The organism is Amycolatopsis sp. cmx-4-83, assembly GCF_046548815.1.
GTDB lineage: Bacteria > Actinomycetota > Actinomycetes > Mycobacteriales > Pseudonocardiaceae > Amycolatopsis > Amycolatopsis pretoriensis_A.
The window spans coordinates 407,937-422,629 of record NZ_JAEBEF010000009.1 but is presented as its reverse complement, the minus strand read 5'-3'; the positions used below and the strand labels follow the sequence as shown (position 1 = coordinate 422,629).

Genomic DNA, 14,693 nt, shown 5'->3' with positions numbered 1-14,693 from the left:
ACAGGTGTCTTCCGTCACGCAGGGCGGCTTTCCGCCGCCGGAGCGGTCCGCCGCGGCGCCCGGTGTGCTGTCCGGGCAGCGGCTCCGGGACCTCGTCCTCGACCGGACGAAGGATCCCGAGCTGGCCGAGGCGGTGACGGTCGTCTCGCAGGTGCTGCCCTTCAAGGTCAGCTCGTACGTCCTCGACGAGCTGATCGATTGGACCGACCCGGCCGGGGACCCGATCTACCGGATGACCCTGCCGCACCGGGACATGCTCGGCCCCGGGGACTTCGCCGCGGTGGCCGACGTGCTCCGCGCCGGGGACCGCGCACAGCTGAGGAAGGTCGTCGACGACGTCCGGGACCGCCTCAACCCCCACCCCGGCGACCAGCTGACCCGCAACTTGCCCGGCCTCGACGGCCCGGGCGGCACCGGGATCCAGCACAAGTACCGGGACACCGTGCTGGTCTTCCCCCGCCAGGGCCAGACGTGCCACAGCTACTGCGGTTACTGCTTCCGCTGGGCGCAGTTCGTCGGACGGCCGGATCTGCGGTTCGCCCTCGGCGACCCCGGCGAGATGACCGCGTACCTGGACCGGCACCCCGAAGTCACCGACGTGCTCATCACCGGTGGCGACCCGCTGGTCATGCGGACCGAACTGCTGGCCCGCTACCTCGAGCCGCTGCTGGCGCCGGACTACGCACACGTGCGCACCATCCGCATCGGCACCAAGGCCCTGTCGTTCTGGCCGTACCGGTTCCTCGACGCGCCGGACGGCGACCACCTGCTCCGCCTCTTCGAGCGGGTGGTGCGGTCCGGTCGCCACCTGGCGCTGATGCTGCACTTGTCCCACCCGCGCGAACTCGCCACGAAGCCGGCCCGGCAGGCCGTCGAACGGCTGCTGGCGACCGGCGCGGTCCTGCGCTCACAGGCGCCGCTGATCCGGCACGTGAACGACGACGCCGCCACCTGGGCGACGCTGTGGCAGGACGAGGTGAGCCTCTCGATCGTGCCCTACTACCTGTTCGTGGAGCGGGACACCGGGGCGCGGGAGTACTACCAGGTGCCGCTGGCCCGCGCCGTCGACATCCACCACGCGGCCGTCCGGCGGGTGAGCGGCCTGGGCCGCACCGCCCGCGGGCCGGTCATGTCCACCTCGCTCGGGAAGGTCCTCGTCTCGGGCGTGGCCGACCTCGGCGCCGAGCGGGTCTTCGTCCTCCAGCTGCTTCGCGCCCGCGACGAGAACTTGGTCGGCCGCCCGTTCTTCGCGCGGTTCGACCCGGCCGCGACCTGGTGGGACCAGCTGGTTCCCCGTTCGGAGAGCGACGGGGAGTTCTTCCGCGGCCTGCCACCGATCTGAAGGAGTGCCGATGAGCAATCCGTTCGACGACCCCGAAGGCCGGTTCCTGGTCCTGGTCAACGACGAGGGCCAGCACTCGCTGTGGCCGTCGGCCAAGGCGGTCCCGGCCGGGTGGACGACCGCGTACCCGGCCGCGTCGCGGAACGACTGCCTCGCCTACGTGGCGGAGCACTGGACCGATCTGCGCCCGAAGAGCCTCGTCCGGGCCATGGAAGGCCCGCTTTCGTAGCTTCTCAGCCGCGGTAGTCGCGCTGCAGGGTGCCGGTCATCTCGGTGACCACGGCCTGGACGTCGTCGAGGGCCGCCGGGCGGATCAGCGCCGCCTCCGTGCCGCCGTCGGCGATGGCGATGCCCAGTACGACGTTGCCGGAGCGGACGGCGGCCCACTGCTCGGAGAAGCCGGCCTCGTCGCCGACGCCGGTCGCGAGCCGGACGCCCGAGTGGTCGCCCAGCGCGTCGGTCATCAGCTGGGTGGCCTGGGACGCGGCGTTGGCCGTGTCGGCGTCGGTGAACCGCACGACGGCGATCGTGACGACCCGGTAGTCCTGCATGTTGGGCTTCCCGCCGCCGAGGTCGCGGGCGAACAGGCGCTTGCAGCCGGTGAGTTCGTTGCCCTCGGTCGAGCGGTCCTGCGGCACGACCTTGGCGTCGGCCGTCTTGACCGAGTCCGGCGGGACTTCGACGGTGCCCGGGGCCAGCCGGTCGCGGGTGTCCGGGCCGGGCAGCTTGCAGGCGTCGATCGACTCGGGGTAGTGCGCCGCGGCGGACGCCGACTGGCACCCGGCGCACAGAACGGCGGAAGCGAGCACCGGAAGGAGCCACCCTCCGCGGGCAACGCTGGAGCGCATAAGTTCCGGACTTTCCTTATTTCCTGAAATCGACTTTCCGGTTCGCCACCGGTCCGGTGATCTTTTCCGGTCCGCCGCGCGGTGCTGCCGCTGACGGTCACCGCACACTGCCTCACCAGGCAGGCAGCGTCAAGACCACTCACCCGCGTGGTCCGCCGTGGTCCGGTCGGCGGAAAACAACATTGCGTGGCTTCAGGGAAAAACTTCGCGCGATTTCACGAATCGTGCGCCGTGCTCCGTCAATTCACGCAGACGACCCCGTCCGACGTGATCGGGTCGGCGGCGGCGGCCGGGGCACCCCCGCCGCCGGCCGCGCCGGGGCCCGCGTACACCGTGCCGAGCACGACCTCGATGTGCCCGGCGGGCACCGACGCGGACTCCTGCGTCGTCAGCCCGCCCAGCAGCTTCGCCACCTCGGCGCCGCGGTCCGCGAGATCGGCGCCGAACCGGACCACCGACGTCCGGCGCGAGGCCGTGTTGCCGGTCGCGCCGGGGGTGAACCCCTTGTCGCGCAGCACACCGGACACGCGCGCCGCGAGCCCTTCCCGCGGGCCCGCGTTGGTGACGTCGACGGTCGGCCCCGGCCCCTGGCCCGGCGACGGCGGTGGCGCGACCGGGCCGATCAGGTTCGCCGCGAACGCCTTGACCGCGGCCGGGTCGACCTGCACGGCCGTCAGCCGGCGGTCGGCCGGGTCGTAGCGGTAGTCCGGGTTGACGACGGGGATCGTCTCGAACTGGATGCCGCCGCCGCTGACCCCGCGCATCTGGGACACGAAGTCGAGCAGGTTCCACGACGAGTCGAGCACCACCGAACGCTTCACCGCGTCGATGAGGCCCGAGAGCTTCCCCGGGTCGCCCAGCGTGCCCGCGGAAAGCACCTGCCTCGCCAGCCCGGCGAGGAAGACCTGCTGGCGCCGGACGCGGTCGAAGTCCCCGCCGCGCAGGTTGTCGCGCTGCCGGACGAAGGCGAGCGCGTCCGCGCCCGAGATCCGCTGCCGCCCGGCCGGGAAGTCCGCGCCCGAGTTCCGGTCCTGGGTGGCCGCGTTGAGGCAGACGTCGACGCCGCCGATCGCCTTGCTGATCTCGGAGAAGCTGAGCAGGTTGACTTCGGCGAAGTGGTCGATCTTGACGCCGGTGAGGTCCTCGACGGCCTGCCGCGTCGCGCGGCGCGCGGCCGTGAGGGCGCCCTGGTCGATCTTCGCCTTGTCGGTCTCGCCCGCCGTACGCAGCCGCCGCGCCTCGGCGGCCTTCGCGCGCCCGAAGGCGGCGTTGATCTTGCCCTTGCCGCCGGGCATCGACACGAAGCTGTCGCGCGGGATGGAAAACGCTTTCACCTGCTTCGTCCCGTTCGGGATCCGCAGCACGATCAGGGTGTCGGTGAGGTCGTCGCCGTTGGGGCCGACCCGCAGTTCCCGCAGCACGTCCGGCGAGAGCGGCTTGCCCTGCGGGTCGGTGCGGGCGTCCCGGCCGACGAGCAGGACGTCGAGCGAGCCGTCGGCGGGCTGCTCCCCGGGGGCGGTCCCGCCGTCGGCGTCGATCACGCTGTCGCGCGTGACCTCGTCGAGGGCCTGGAGGTTCACGTAGCCGTACGCGGTGCCGCAGAAGACGACCAGCGCCAGCCCGGAGACGACGATCTTGCCCAGTGGGTGCACGCCCCTACCGACGTGTCCCGCGCGCCGGCTGCTGCACGCGTGAGGCAGGTCACATGCGCAGGTGGGAGGCGCCGTTGAGGTCGAGGATCGCGCCGGACGCCCAGGTCGCCTCGGCGGAGGCCAGGTAGACGACGGCCGCGGCGACCTCTTCGGGCGTGCCGACCCGGCCGAACGGGCTCTGCGCGCGCAGGGCGTCGTCGATCCGGTCCGCCACCCGCTCGGTGGCGGTGAAGCCGGGCGCGACCGAGGTCACGGAGATGCCGTGCGGCGCCAGGGAGACCGCGAGCGACTGGCCCAGCGAGTGCAGCGCAGCCTTGCTCGCGCCGTACGCCGGGTGGTCGGGCTCGCCCTTGAACGCCCCGCGCGACCCGATGTTGACGATCCGGCCGGGCGCGCCGCGCCCGATGAGGTGCCGGGCGACGCAGTAGCTCAGGTTGGCGGCGCCCACGAGGTTGACGTCGAGGGTGCGCCGCCAGATCCGCTGCCAGTCCACGTAGGACACTTCGCCGACCGGGTGCGCGGTTTCCGCCGACGTCGCGACGGCGGCGTTGTTGACCAGCACGTCGACGCCGCCGAGCCCGGCCTCGGCGGCGTCGGCGATCCGCCGCGCCGCCTCCGGGTCGGCGAGATCGCCGCTGACCAGCAGGTGCCCCGAGCCGGACAGGCGCGAAAGCGTTTCTTCGGCATCCGCGGCGCGGTGTCCGTAGTGGACGGCCACCCGGTCACCCCGCGCCGCGAACGCCGTGGCCACCGCGCGCCCGATGCCGCGGGAAGCGCCGGTGACGAGAACTCCGTTGCTCATCCGAAGAGCTGTACCAGCTTCAGGAACAGCTGGTACACGCCGTACCCGAACGGCAGCACGACCCACGCCCAGGTCAGCACGATCAGCGGCACCCGGTTGGGCTTCGACGTCGAAGGCTCGCTCATCACGCCTCACTCCTCGCGGCCGCGGCGACCGGCTCGTGGTACTTCTCCTTGACCGGCCGGACCAGCTCGTTCGCCACGAAGCCGACCACCAGCAGGCCGATCATGATGTAGAAGGACAGCTCGTACAGCGCCGGGCCGGACTTGCCCGCCGCCTTCTGGCTGTCGGCGATCCGGTTGACGATCAGCGGGCCGAGCACGCCGGCCACCGACCACGCGGTGAGCAGCCTGCCGTGGATCGCGCCGACCTGGTAGGTGCCGAAGAGGTCCTTCAGGTACGCCGGGACCGTCGCGAACCCGCCGCCGTAGAAGGACAGGATCACCATCGCGCACAGGATGAACACGAGCTTCGACGAGTTCTCCGTGAGCGCGATCACCAGGTACAGCACCGCGCCGGCGCCGAGGTAGGTGCGGTAGATGTTCTTGCGCCCGACCAGGTCCGAAGTGGACGACCAGACGAACCGGCCGAGCATGTTGAACAGTGACAGCAGCGCGACGAACCCGGTCGCCGAAGCCAGGGCGGCTGGTGTCGAGGTGTTCTCGGAAAAGAAGAAGTCCCTGAGCATCGGCGACGCCTTCTCCAGGATCCCGATGCCCGCGGTGACGTTGAAGCACAGGATGACCCACAGGCACCAGAACTGCGGCGTCTTGATCGCGTTGGCGGCCGAGACGTTCGCGGTGCTGATCATCGCCTTGCCGTGATCGGTCTTCGGCTCCCAGCCGTCCGGCTTCCAGTCGTCGGCCGGGACGCGCACGAGGAGCCACCCCATCGACATGAACACCGCGTAGACGACGCCGTGGATCAGGAAAGCCGTCGCGATGGTGCCGGTGGTCGGCGAAGTGCCGAGCATCGACGACGACCATGGTGTCGCGATCAGCGCACCGCCGCCGAAGCCCATGATCGCGATGCCGGTGGCCATGCCCGGCCGGTCCGGGAACCACTTGATCAGCGTGGACACCGGCGAGATGTAGCCGATGCCGAGCCCGACGCCGCCGATCCCGCCGTAGCCGAGGACGACCAGCCAGAACTGCCCGGTCGCCACGCCGAGGGCGGAGACGAGGAACCCGGTGGCGAAGCAGCACATCGAGACGAACATGGCCCAGCGCGGGCCGTTCTTCTCCACGAGCGTGCCGCCGAAGGCCGCGGACAGCCCGAGCATGACGATGCCGAGCTGGAACGGCAGCGAGCTCTGCGTACCGTTCAGGTGCATCGTCTTCTCGAGCGGAGACTTGAACACGCTCCACGCGTAGGCCTGCCCGATCGACAGGTGCACCGAGAGGGCCGCCGGCGGCACCAGCCAGCGCGTCCACGTCGGCGGTGCCACGATCCGGGATCGGTCCAGGAAGCCGAGAGCCATCGGTTCCCTCCGTACTCTGGGGATGATGGAGGGAATGTATTACTAAATACCCGGTGTTGCACCATACGGGTGTCGAACTTTCGGGCGGCGAAAGGTGTGCAGATGGGCAGGGTGACCGTGCGCAGGCCGGTGCGGCGGATTTCCGCGACCGGGGACCGGCGCCGCCCCGACGCGCTCGCCGCCGAAGAGCCCCTGGAGCTGCGGGTCGGCGGCAAGGCGCTGGCCGTCACCATGCGCACCCCGGGCAACGACGTCGAGCTGGCCCACGGCTTCCTGCTGTCGGAAGGCGTGATCGGTGGCCGTGAAGACATCGCGGTGGCGCGCTACTGCGACGGCGTCGACGACCAGGGCCGCAACACCTACAACGTCCTCGACATCGCGCTGGCCGCCGGGGTGGCCCCGCCGGACACCGGCGTCGAGCGCAACTTCTACACCACCTCTTCGTGTGGTGTCTGCGGCAAGGCCGCGCTCGACGCGGTCAAGCTCAAGACCCGCTTCTCCCCCGCCGAAGCGGCCTTCGCCGTGAAGACCGGGACGCTGGCCGCCCTGCCGGACGCGCTGCGCGCCCGGCAGAAGGTGTTCGCCAGCACCGGCGGCCTGCACGCGGCGGCGCTGTTCACCCCGGACGGCGACCTCGCGGTCGTCCGCGAAGACGTCGGCCGGCACAACGCGGTCGACAAGGTGCTCGGCTGGGCCGTCCTCGAAGACCGCATCCCCGCGCCGGGCCACGGCCTCCTGGTGTCCGGGCGCGCGTCGTTCGAGCTGGTGCAGAAGGCCGCGATGGCGGGCATCGGACTGCTGGCCGCGGTGTCCGCGCCGTCGTCACTGGCGGTCGAGCTGGCCGAGGAGAACGGCATGACGCTCATCGGCTTCCTGCGCGGCGACTCGATGAACCTCTACACCGGCGACCACCGCGTTCTGGTCTGACGCCGCCTGGTCTAGGAGGCGACCCAGTTGCCGTGGAAGCCGTTGGGCACGCGGTCGGGCAGGTGGATCGCCGCCACCGTCTCCAGGGTTCCCGCGTCGAGCACCGTCAGGTCGCTGCGCTGGGACGCCGGGTCGTAGACGAAACCCATCAGCACGCCGTCGTCCTCGGCCGCGTCTTCGTGGCAGGGCACGAACACGAACTCACCCGGCTGACGGCCGTCGCCGAACGCCCGCTCCTGGCGGGAACCGGTGCGGAAGTCGTGCTTGAACAGGGAGTTGCCCGGGTTCGCTTCGCCGTCGGTCGAGACCGCGTAGCCGTAGCGGTGGGGGCGGCCGACGAGCCGCTCGTCGACGCGCGGGAACTCCTGGCCGCGGTCGTCGAGGCGTTCCTCCAGGACCTTGCCCGCGTTGAGGTCCACGGTCCAGCGGTCGAGCGTCGGGCCGCCTTCGCCGGGGCCGTGCAGCTCTTGGTCGAACATCTTCGGGTGGCGCACGACGTCCAGCACGACGCTGTCGCCGTCGTCGTAGGCGTTGAGCGGGTGGAAGACGTAGCACGGCTCGACGTCGAACCAGCGGACGTCGCGGCTCTGGCCGTCCCGCGGCATGACGCCGATCCGCGCCGGGTACTTCTCGTTCCAGCGGTAGGGCAGGCCGCCGTTCGCGCCGATCTTGCTCGCCATCATCGCCGACACCGGGTCCGGCACGCGGACCTTGCCGACCACCGCCGAAAGCACCAGCTTCGCCGGGGTGCGCAGCGCGCTCGGCACGTTGGCGGCCACCGCCATCCGGGCGTTGAACGTCACCGGCAGGTCGTAGAACACGACGTACTTCTCGGTCAGCGAGAAGTCGTGCATCATCGGTGACCCGGTGACCTCGACGTCGACCACGCGGCGCGTGCGGCCGGCCGCGTCGATCACCGAGTACTGGACCTTGTTGCCCATGCCGAAGAAGTACGAGACGGCGTGCAGCTCGCCGGTGCGCGGGTCGCGCTTGGGGTGGGCGGTGTAGCCGCCGGGGAGCGTGCCGTCGAAGTCGCAGCGGCCGACGGTGTCGAGCTCGTCGGTCAGCTCGTAGATCGGCGCGCCCGCCTCGACCAGCGCGAGCGTCTTGCCGGCGTGGCCGATCACGTTCGTGTTGGCGCCGAGCGCGTCCAGGCCGCAGTACCGGCTCGCGTCTTCGCCGTTCAGCGTCGCCGTCACCGACTCGTTGCGCACCCAGCGGTTGCGGTACCACTCGGCCCTGCCGTCGCGCAGGCGCACGCCGTGGACCATCCCGTCGCCCATGAACCAGTGGTAGGCCACCGGATCCACTTCGGACAGCGGGTTGGGGCCGTTGCGCAGGTAGCGGCCGTCGAGGAAGTCGGGGATCCGCCCGGTGACGGCGAGCTCGGTGATCGTGTGCTCCCGGCTGACCGGGGCGAAGTTTCCTTCGAGGAACTTGTTGCCCATTGCGTGACCCCTCCGCGCCTTCCATAACTCGGTTATGAGTACAGGTATAACAGGGTTATGGAATACTGGCAAGCATGAGCCCCAAACCGCGTGCGTCCGACGTCAAGGCCAAGCTCGTCGAGGCGGCCATCCGGCTGCTCGACGACGGCGGCCCGGAGACCCTGCAGGCCCGCAAGCTGGCGGCGGAAGTCGGCGTCTCCACGATGGCGGTGTACACGCACTTCGGCGGCATGGCCGCGCTGGTCGACGAGGTCGCGCGCGCCGGCTTCCTGCGGCTTTCGGAGTGGCTGGCCGGGGTCGGCGAGACCGACGACCCGGTGGCGGACATCTTCAGCCTCGCCCGCACCTACCGGCAGGCGGTCGCCGAGCAGCCCCAGCTGTTCGCGGTCACGTTCGGCCAGTCCGCCCCGGGCGGCAAGCGGGCGACGCTGTCCGACCTCACCACCGAAGAAGGCCGGGAAGCCGCTCCGGAGGGCCTGGAGGCCTTCGAGCACATCGTCCGGGCCACCGAACGAGCCATCGAGGCCGGGCGCTTCCGGCCCGCGGACAAGTACCAGGCGGCCGCCCAGCTGTGGAGCGCGCTGCACGGCTTCGTCACCCTGGAGGCGTCCGGGCACTTCGGGCCCGGCGAACAGGGCATAGACCACATTTTGATACCCCTCGGCATCACCCTCGCGGTGGGTCTCGGGGACACTGTGGACCGGGCCGGGCGCTCGACCGATGCCGCGAAGGCGGCTTGGCGCGCGAGGACCGGAAACGCCGGGCAGGGTGGGAACGACTAACCCGGCGAGCGGGACGCGAGGGGAACGCGGAGCGGGTGCGCGGCGTCCTATGAGCAGCAGGCGGGGGACGGAGACAGGTGAACGAGGAAAACGGGGACGCGGAGCGCGCGGGCGGTGGGGACCAGCCGCAGCCCGCGAAGGCTGTCGCGGAGGCGGCGGTCCAGGGCGCGCGGCGCTGGCTGAGCCGCCGCTCGGTGCTGATCGCGGGTGCGTCGGGGCTGGCCGTGACCGGGCTGGCCGTGGGCACGGCGACCGGCAAGCTGCCGTTCAGCCAGGCCCTGCAGCGCACGCTGGGCGTGACGTCGTCGAACCCGACGACCCAGCTGGGCAGCACCCGCGTGGAGCGCGTCTACTCCGCCGCGCGCGGCCGGATGGTCGACCTGGTGTTCATCCTGCCGTCGAAGACCCCGCCGAAGGGGCTGCCGATGTCGCTCGTGCTGCACGGCCTGCACGGCAACGCCCGCAGCGCGGCCCCGACCGGCACGCTCAAGCAGCTCGCCAGCGACGTCGCCCGCAAGGCGGTCCCGTCGTTCGGCTTCGTGGCCGTCGACGGCGGCGACAACTACTGGCACCAGGTCCACCCGGGCGACGACCCGATGGCGATGCTGCTGGAGGAGGTCCCGCAGTGGCTGCGGGCCCGCGGCTTCGCCGGCCCGGCCGGCCTGCCGTTCGCGTGTACGGGCATCTCGATGGGCGGCTTCGGCGCCCTGGTCTACACCCGTCGCCGCGTCGAACGGCGCCAGCCACCGGCCGCGGTGGCGACGCTGGCCCCGGCGCTGATCACGTCGTGGCCGGAGATGGCCAAGCGCCACATCTTCCCCGACGTGCAGGACTGGACGGCGCTGGACCCGCTGCGCCACATCGACGAGACCAAGGGCGTCGCCAACGGAATCTGGTGCGGCACGGAGGACTCGTTCATCACCGGCGTCCGCCGCTACATCGACGCGGCCCGCCCGGCGGTCGCCCACACCGCGCACGGCAAGCACGGCGACCCGTTCAACCGGACGGTGGTCCCGAGCCTGATCAGCTTTCTCGGCAAGCACGTCCCCCGCGCGGACTGACGCAGGCCGCCCCGGCAGGGTCCGGTGTCAGCCGCAGCGGAAGTGGACCCGGGTCGTCGTGCGGCCCGGGACCCAGTACGTGCGGACCAGGTCGGCCAGCCGGTTCACCAGCAGCAGCCCGCGGCCGCCCAGGGTCGACGCCGGGGGCGGGATGCGGCCGGCCAGCGGGTCGGTGATCGTGCCCGCGTCGGTCACCTCGCCGACCACCTCGTCCCCCGCCGCCCAGAGCCGCAGGACACCGGTGCCGCCGCCGTAGAGGACGCTGTTCGTCGTCAGCTCCGCGATCGCCAGCGTGAAGTCGTCGCGGCGCGGGCGGCGCAGGCCGTGACGGGCCGCCCAGAGCTCCGCGTAGCCCCGCAGTGCGGCCAGCTGGGCGATGTCGAACGTGCGCTCCGCCGCGCCGGGTGGCGGCTCCAGCGGGCGGCTCAGCTCCGCCCGGACGGCGTCGGGGTCGAAGCGCGGGCTCACGAACGGGCCGGCCAGGCCCCACAGCTCGGAGTGGGTGCGCTCGGCGTCGGCCAGCATCGACGGGGTCAGCGCCTCGACGTCGTACGGGCACAGCACCGCCGTGTCACGGCCGGCGAAAGCGTGGTTCATCAGGGCCTCGTGCTCCACGCACGCCGGGTATTCGGCGTCCGTGCGGCCGGCCCAGACCGGCTCGCCGACGATCCGCACCGGGCCCTCGTGCTCGGCGGCGAGGGCGCGCAGCATGGAAGGCAGGATGGCGCCGGGGTTGCGGCCCGCGCGGCTCAAGTCGATCAGCCGGACTTCGCCCGCCCGGCGATCCAAAGCCTTCTCGACCAGCAGGAGGTTGCGTGAGGGAACCGCGACGACCACGGGCTCGCCGCGGTCGAGACCTTCGAGCAGGAACGGAATGACACCATCGAGGTACTCAGCGTCACCACGGTAGAGAAGTGCCGGATGCCGGAACGGTCTGAGGGCATCTACCACGGGGGCTGCATACCCACGCGGTCACGGCGTCAAACGATCCGGTCGGCGGGTTTTCACTCCACCCAGCGGCCGACGACCGAAATCAGCCAGAAGCCGACCATGGTCGCGAGCGCGAACAGGACCACCCAGTTGACCAGCTGACGTCGTTCGGTCGCGCCGCGGGCCTGCCACAGCCCGTAACCGCCCACGAGGAACAACGGCACCGGGAGCAGCGGCAACGGCGACAGCCGGGACACCACAGCCACGACGCAGGTGCCGGTGCACACGGCCAGCACGCCCATCAGCACGCGGTTGAGCCACGGGTACCGCTCGAACACGGACGCGATCACGCGCTCGCTCAGCTCGCGGAAGCCGAGGACCGGCCCGGCGGCCACCGGTTCGGTGGCCGGGGCCGGTGGCGGCGGCGCTTGCACGCCACCGGCCGGGGCAGTGCCCCCGGTACCCGGGAAAGAATCAGCAGTCATTCAGCTTTTCCTGTCGGTCTCCGGGCCCGTGCGGGCCCGGAGACGGCCGGCGTCAGGCCGACTTTTCGCCGCGCTCGCTGCGCGCGCGCCGAGTCGGCTGCCGGGCGACGATCGTCGGGTTCACGTTTTCCCGGACGGTCTGCTCGGTGATGACGACCTTCGCCACGTCGTCGCGGCTCGGGATGTCGTACATGACCGGCTGCAGCACCTCTTCCATGATGGCGCGCAGCCCGCGGGCACCCGTGCCACGGAGGACCGCCTGGTCGGCGATGGCGTCGAGCGCGGTGTTGGTGAACTCGAGCTCGACGTTGTCCATCTCGAAGAGCTTCTTGTACTGCTTCACCAGGGCGTTGCGCGGCTGGGTCAGGATGTTGACCAGCGAGTCCTTGTCCAGGTGGTTCACCGTCGCCACGACCGGGAGCCGGCCGATGAACTCCGGGATCAGCCCGAACTTGATCAGGTCCTCGGGCATGGTGTCGGAAAAGACGTCGCTCTCCTCGATCTCGGACTTGGTGCGGATCTCCGCGCCGAACCCGAGGCCGCGCTTGCCGACCCGCTCGTTGATGATCTTTTCCAGCCCGGCGAACGCGCCGGCCACGATGAACAGCACGTTCGTCGTGTCGATCTGGATGAACTCCTGGTGCGGGTGCTTGCGGCCGCCCTGCGGCGGGACCGAAGCGGTGGTGCCCTCGAGGATCTTCAGCAGCGCCTGCTGGACACCCTCGCCGGACACGTCACGGGTGATCGACGGGTTCTCGCTCTTGCGGGCGATCTTGTCGACCTCGTCGATGTAGATGATCCCGGTCTCGGCCCGCTTGACGTCGTAGTCCGCCGCCTGGATGAGCTTGAGCAGGATGTTTTCGACGTCTTCGCCGACGTACCCCGCCTCGGTCAGCGCCGTGGCGTCCGCGATCGCGAACGGGACGTTCAGCAGCTTCGCCAACGTCTGCGCGAGGTAGGTCTTGCCGCACCCGGTGGGGCCGAGCATCAGGATGTTCGACTTCGCGAGCTCGACCGACTCCTCCTTGGAGTCCTTCGGGCCGGCCTTGTCGTCCGCCTGGATCCGCTTGTAGTGGTTGTAGACCGCTACCGCGAGAGTCCGCTTGGCGTCTTCCTGACCGATGATGTACTGCTCGAGGAACTCGTGGATGTCGGCGGGCTTGGGCAGCTCGTCGAGCTTGACGTCGCCGGCCTCGGCCAGCTCCTCCTCGATGATCTCATTGCAGAGGTCGATGCACTCATCGCAGATGTAGACCCCGGGGCCGGCAATGAGCTTCTTCACCTGCTTTTGGCTCTTCCCGCAGAAAGAACACTTCAGCAGGTCTCCGCCGTCACCGATCCGTGCCATGGCCTGTGACCTCGTCCCCTCCGGCGCGGGTTTCCGCGCCTGACTGTGTTGCGACGGTGCGGCCCCGGCCACCCGTGACCGAGCGGAGCCGCACGCATTGCCACTGACGGTACCCGTCCGATGCCGTGGGCGGGAACACCCACGAGCTCCGGGAGCACATCAGAGGACGACCCTAAACCAGGATGCCGGTGTGTGTCGTCTTCTCGACACACACCGGCCCGGCGGATCTACAGCGCCGACGCCTTCCGGTACGGCAGCACCTCGTCGATGATGCCGTACGCCTTGGCCTCCTCGGCCGTGAGGATCTTGTCGCGCTCGATGTCGGCCCGGATCTGGTCCGGGTCCTTGTTCGTGTGCTTGGCCAGGATGACCTCCATCTGGCGGCGCATCCGCTGGATCTCGTTCGCCTGGATCTCGAGGTCGGAGACCTGGCCGTACGTGCCCTCGGTGGCGGGCTGGTGGATCAGCACGCGCGCGTTCGGCAGGGCGAAGCGCTTGCCCGGGTTGCCGGCGGCGAGCAGCACCGCGGCGGCCGAAGCGGCCTGGCCGAGGCAGACCGTCTGGATGTCCGGCCGGATGTACTGCGCGGTGTCGTAGATCGCCATCAGCGAGGTGAACGAGCCACCCGGCGAGTTGATGTAGATCGTGATGTCGCGGTCCGGGTCCTCGTGCTCGAGGTGCAGCATCTGCGCCATCACGTCGTTGGCCGACGCGTCGTCCACCTGCACGCCGAGGAAGATGATCCGCTCTTCGTACAGCTTGTTGTACGGGTTCGACTCCTTGACGCCGTAGCTGGTGCGCTCCACGTACGACGGCAGGATGTACCGCGACTGGGGCGTGCTCGGGGCCCGGAAGTCACCCGGGAGCCTGAAGTTGCTCATGTGAGTCTCCTTGGTGCTTCGGCTCAGTTCGAGGCCGGACGGGCGATGTCGCGGGTGAGGACGTGGTCCACGAACCCGTAGTCCTTCGCCTCCTGCGCCGTGAACCAGCGGTCGCGGTCGCCGTCCGCGATGATCTGCTCGACCGTCTGCCCGGTCTGGTCCGCGGTGATCTGGGCCAGCTCGCGCTTCCACTTGTTGAACAGGTCCGCCTGGATCGCGATGTCCGACGCGGTGCCGCCGACACCGGCCGAGGGCTGGTGCATCAGGATCCGCGCGTGCGGCAGCGAGTAGCGCTTGCCGGGCGTGCCCGAGGACAGCAGGAACTGCCCCATCGAGGCCGCCATGCCCATCGCGTACGTCGCGACGTCCGGGCGGATCAGCTGCATGGTGTCGTAGATGGCGAACCCGGCCGTGACCGAGCCACCCGGCGAGTTGATGTAGAAGCGGATGTCGGATTCGGCGTCGTCGGCGTCGAGCAGCAACAGCTGCGCGGTGATCCGGTTGGCGACTTCGTCGTTCACCTCGGAACCGAGGACGACGATGCGCTCCTGGAGCAACCGCTCGAACACCGAGTCGGTGAGGGTGAGCCCTGCGGTGCCGGACCGCGCCTCGGGCGTGTGCTGCGTCACGTCTGCCTGCCTTTTCGCCGGCGGCGGCCCGGTGCTGACGGCCACCGCTGTCGTTTCAGATGCTTGAGATCTTGTATC

The 14,693-nt window shown here is 70.4% G+C and carries 16 protein-coding genes; 5 read left to right on the top strand and 11 right to left on the bottom strand.

Features of this window, described 5'->3' with window-relative positions:
* Positions 1 to 4 precede the first annotated feature (4 nt).
* The gene (locus ACLJQM_RS28920) at positions 5 to 1,342 is read left to right on the top strand and encodes a KamA family radical SAM protein (RefSeq protein ID WP_410633485.1); all 1,338 of its coding nucleotides are present in this window, start codon (positions 5 to 7) and stop codon (positions 1,340 to 1,342) included.
* 10 nt (positions 1,343 to 1,352) lie between these two features.
* Positions 1,353 to 1,571 (top strand): MbtH family protein, encoded by a 219-nt coding sequence (locus ACLJQM_RS28915; RefSeq protein WP_360781380.1) that lies wholly within the window; start codon positions 1,353 to 1,355, stop codon positions 1,569 to 1,571.
* A gap of 4 nt (positions 1,572 to 1,575) precedes the next feature.
* On the opposite strand, the gene ACLJQM_RS28910 is transcribed toward ACLJQM_RS28915, so the two are convergent.
* From ACLJQM_RS28910 to ACLJQM_RS28890, 5 genes are all read right to left on the bottom strand, one after another.
* The gene (locus ACLJQM_RS28910; RefSeq protein ID WP_410633484.1) at positions 1,576 to 2,151 is read right to left on the bottom strand and encodes a hypothetical protein; all 576 of its coding nucleotides are present in this window, start codon (positions 2,149 to 2,151) and stop codon (positions 1,576 to 1,578) included.
* A gap of 278 nt (positions 2,152 to 2,429) precedes the next feature.
* Entirely contained in the window at positions 2,430 to 3,842 is a 1,413-nt protein-coding gene (locus ACLJQM_RS28905; RefSeq protein ID WP_360781384.1) for an LCP family protein, read from the bottom strand.
* A 49-nt stretch (positions 3,843 to 3,891) separates the two neighbouring features.
* Positions 3,892 to 4,644, bottom strand: coding sequence for an SDR family NAD(P)-dependent oxidoreductase (locus tag ACLJQM_RS28900; RefSeq protein WP_410633483.1), 753 nt, complete (start codon positions 4,642 to 4,644; stop codon positions 3,892 to 3,894).
* Positions 4,641 to 4,769: a hypothetical protein gene (locus ACLJQM_RS28895; RefSeq protein ID WP_360781388.1), complete on the bottom strand. Its 129-nt coding sequence runs from the start codon at positions 4,767 to 4,769 to the stop codon at positions 4,641 to 4,643. Before ACLJQM_RS28895 ends, ACLJQM_RS28900 begins: the two co-directional genes overlap by 4 nt.
* Entirely contained in the window at positions 4,769 to 6,124 is a 1,356-nt protein-coding gene (locus ACLJQM_RS28890; protein WP_410633482.1) for an OFA family MFS transporter, read from the bottom strand. Before ACLJQM_RS28890 ends, ACLJQM_RS28895 begins: the two co-directional genes overlap by 1 nt.
* 102 nt (positions 6,125 to 6,226) lie before the next feature.
* Here ACLJQM_RS28890 and fdhD point away from each other — a divergent pair, with 102 nt between their 5' ends.
* Complete coding sequence (fdhD, locus tag ACLJQM_RS28885; protein ID WP_360781392.1) at positions 6,227 to 7,051, top strand: formate dehydrogenase accessory sulfurtransferase FdhD; 825 nt, start codon at positions 6,227 to 6,229, stop codon at positions 7,049 to 7,051.
* Positions 7,052 to 7,062: 11 nt separating this feature from the next.
* Here fdhD and ACLJQM_RS28880 read toward each other — a convergent pair whose 3' ends face one another.
* Positions 7,063 to 8,499, bottom strand: coding sequence for a carotenoid oxygenase family protein (locus ACLJQM_RS28880; protein ID WP_410633481.1), 1,437 nt, complete (start codon positions 8,497 to 8,499; stop codon positions 7,063 to 7,065).
* 74 nt (positions 8,500 to 8,573) lie between these two features.
* Here ACLJQM_RS28880 and ACLJQM_RS28875 point away from each other — a divergent pair, with 74 nt between their 5' ends.
* Positions 8,574 to 9,281: a TetR/AcrR family transcriptional regulator gene (locus ACLJQM_RS28875; protein WP_410633480.1), complete on the top strand. Its 708-nt coding sequence runs from the start codon at positions 8,574 to 8,576 to the stop codon at positions 9,279 to 9,281.
* Positions 9,282 to 9,460: 179 nt separating this feature from the next.
* Positions 9,461 to 10,342: an alpha/beta hydrolase gene (locus ACLJQM_RS28870; protein ID WP_410633589.1), complete on the top strand. Its 882-nt coding sequence runs from the start codon at positions 9,461 to 9,463 to the stop codon at positions 10,340 to 10,342.
* Positions 10,343 to 10,369: 27 nt separating this feature from the next.
* On the opposite strand, the gene ACLJQM_RS28865 is transcribed toward ACLJQM_RS28870, so the two are convergent.
* The 5 genes from ACLJQM_RS28865 to ACLJQM_RS28845 form a co-directional block, all read right to left on the bottom strand.
* The gene (locus tag ACLJQM_RS28865; RefSeq protein WP_410633479.1) at positions 10,370 to 11,293 is read right to left on the bottom strand and encodes an anti-sigma factor RsbA family regulatory protein; all 924 of its coding nucleotides are present in this window, start codon (positions 11,291 to 11,293) and stop codon (positions 10,370 to 10,372) included.
* A gap of 53 nt (positions 11,294 to 11,346) precedes the next feature.
* The gene (locus ACLJQM_RS28860; RefSeq protein ID WP_410633478.1) at positions 11,347 to 11,757 is read right to left on the bottom strand and encodes a hypothetical protein; all 411 of its coding nucleotides are present in this window, start codon (positions 11,755 to 11,757) and stop codon (positions 11,347 to 11,349) included.
* Positions 11,758 to 11,809: 52 nt separating this feature from the next.
* Positions 11,810 to 13,105: an ATP-dependent Clp protease ATP-binding subunit ClpX gene (clpX, locus tag ACLJQM_RS28855; RefSeq protein WP_360781400.1), complete on the bottom strand. Its 1,296-nt coding sequence runs from the start codon at positions 13,103 to 13,105 to the stop codon at positions 11,810 to 11,812.
* A gap of 227 nt (positions 13,106 to 13,332) precedes the next feature.
* Complete coding sequence (locus ACLJQM_RS28850; protein WP_360781402.1) at positions 13,333 to 13,986, bottom strand: ATP-dependent Clp protease proteolytic subunit; 654 nt, start codon at positions 13,984 to 13,986, stop codon at positions 13,333 to 13,335.
* 23 nt (positions 13,987 to 14,009) lie between these two features.
* On the bottom strand, positions 14,010 to 14,615 hold the full coding sequence (locus ACLJQM_RS28845; RefSeq protein WP_247020600.1) for a ClpP family protease: 606 nt from the start codon (positions 14,613 to 14,615) through the stop codon (positions 14,010 to 14,012).
* Positions 14,616 to 14,693 lie beyond the last annotated feature (78 nt).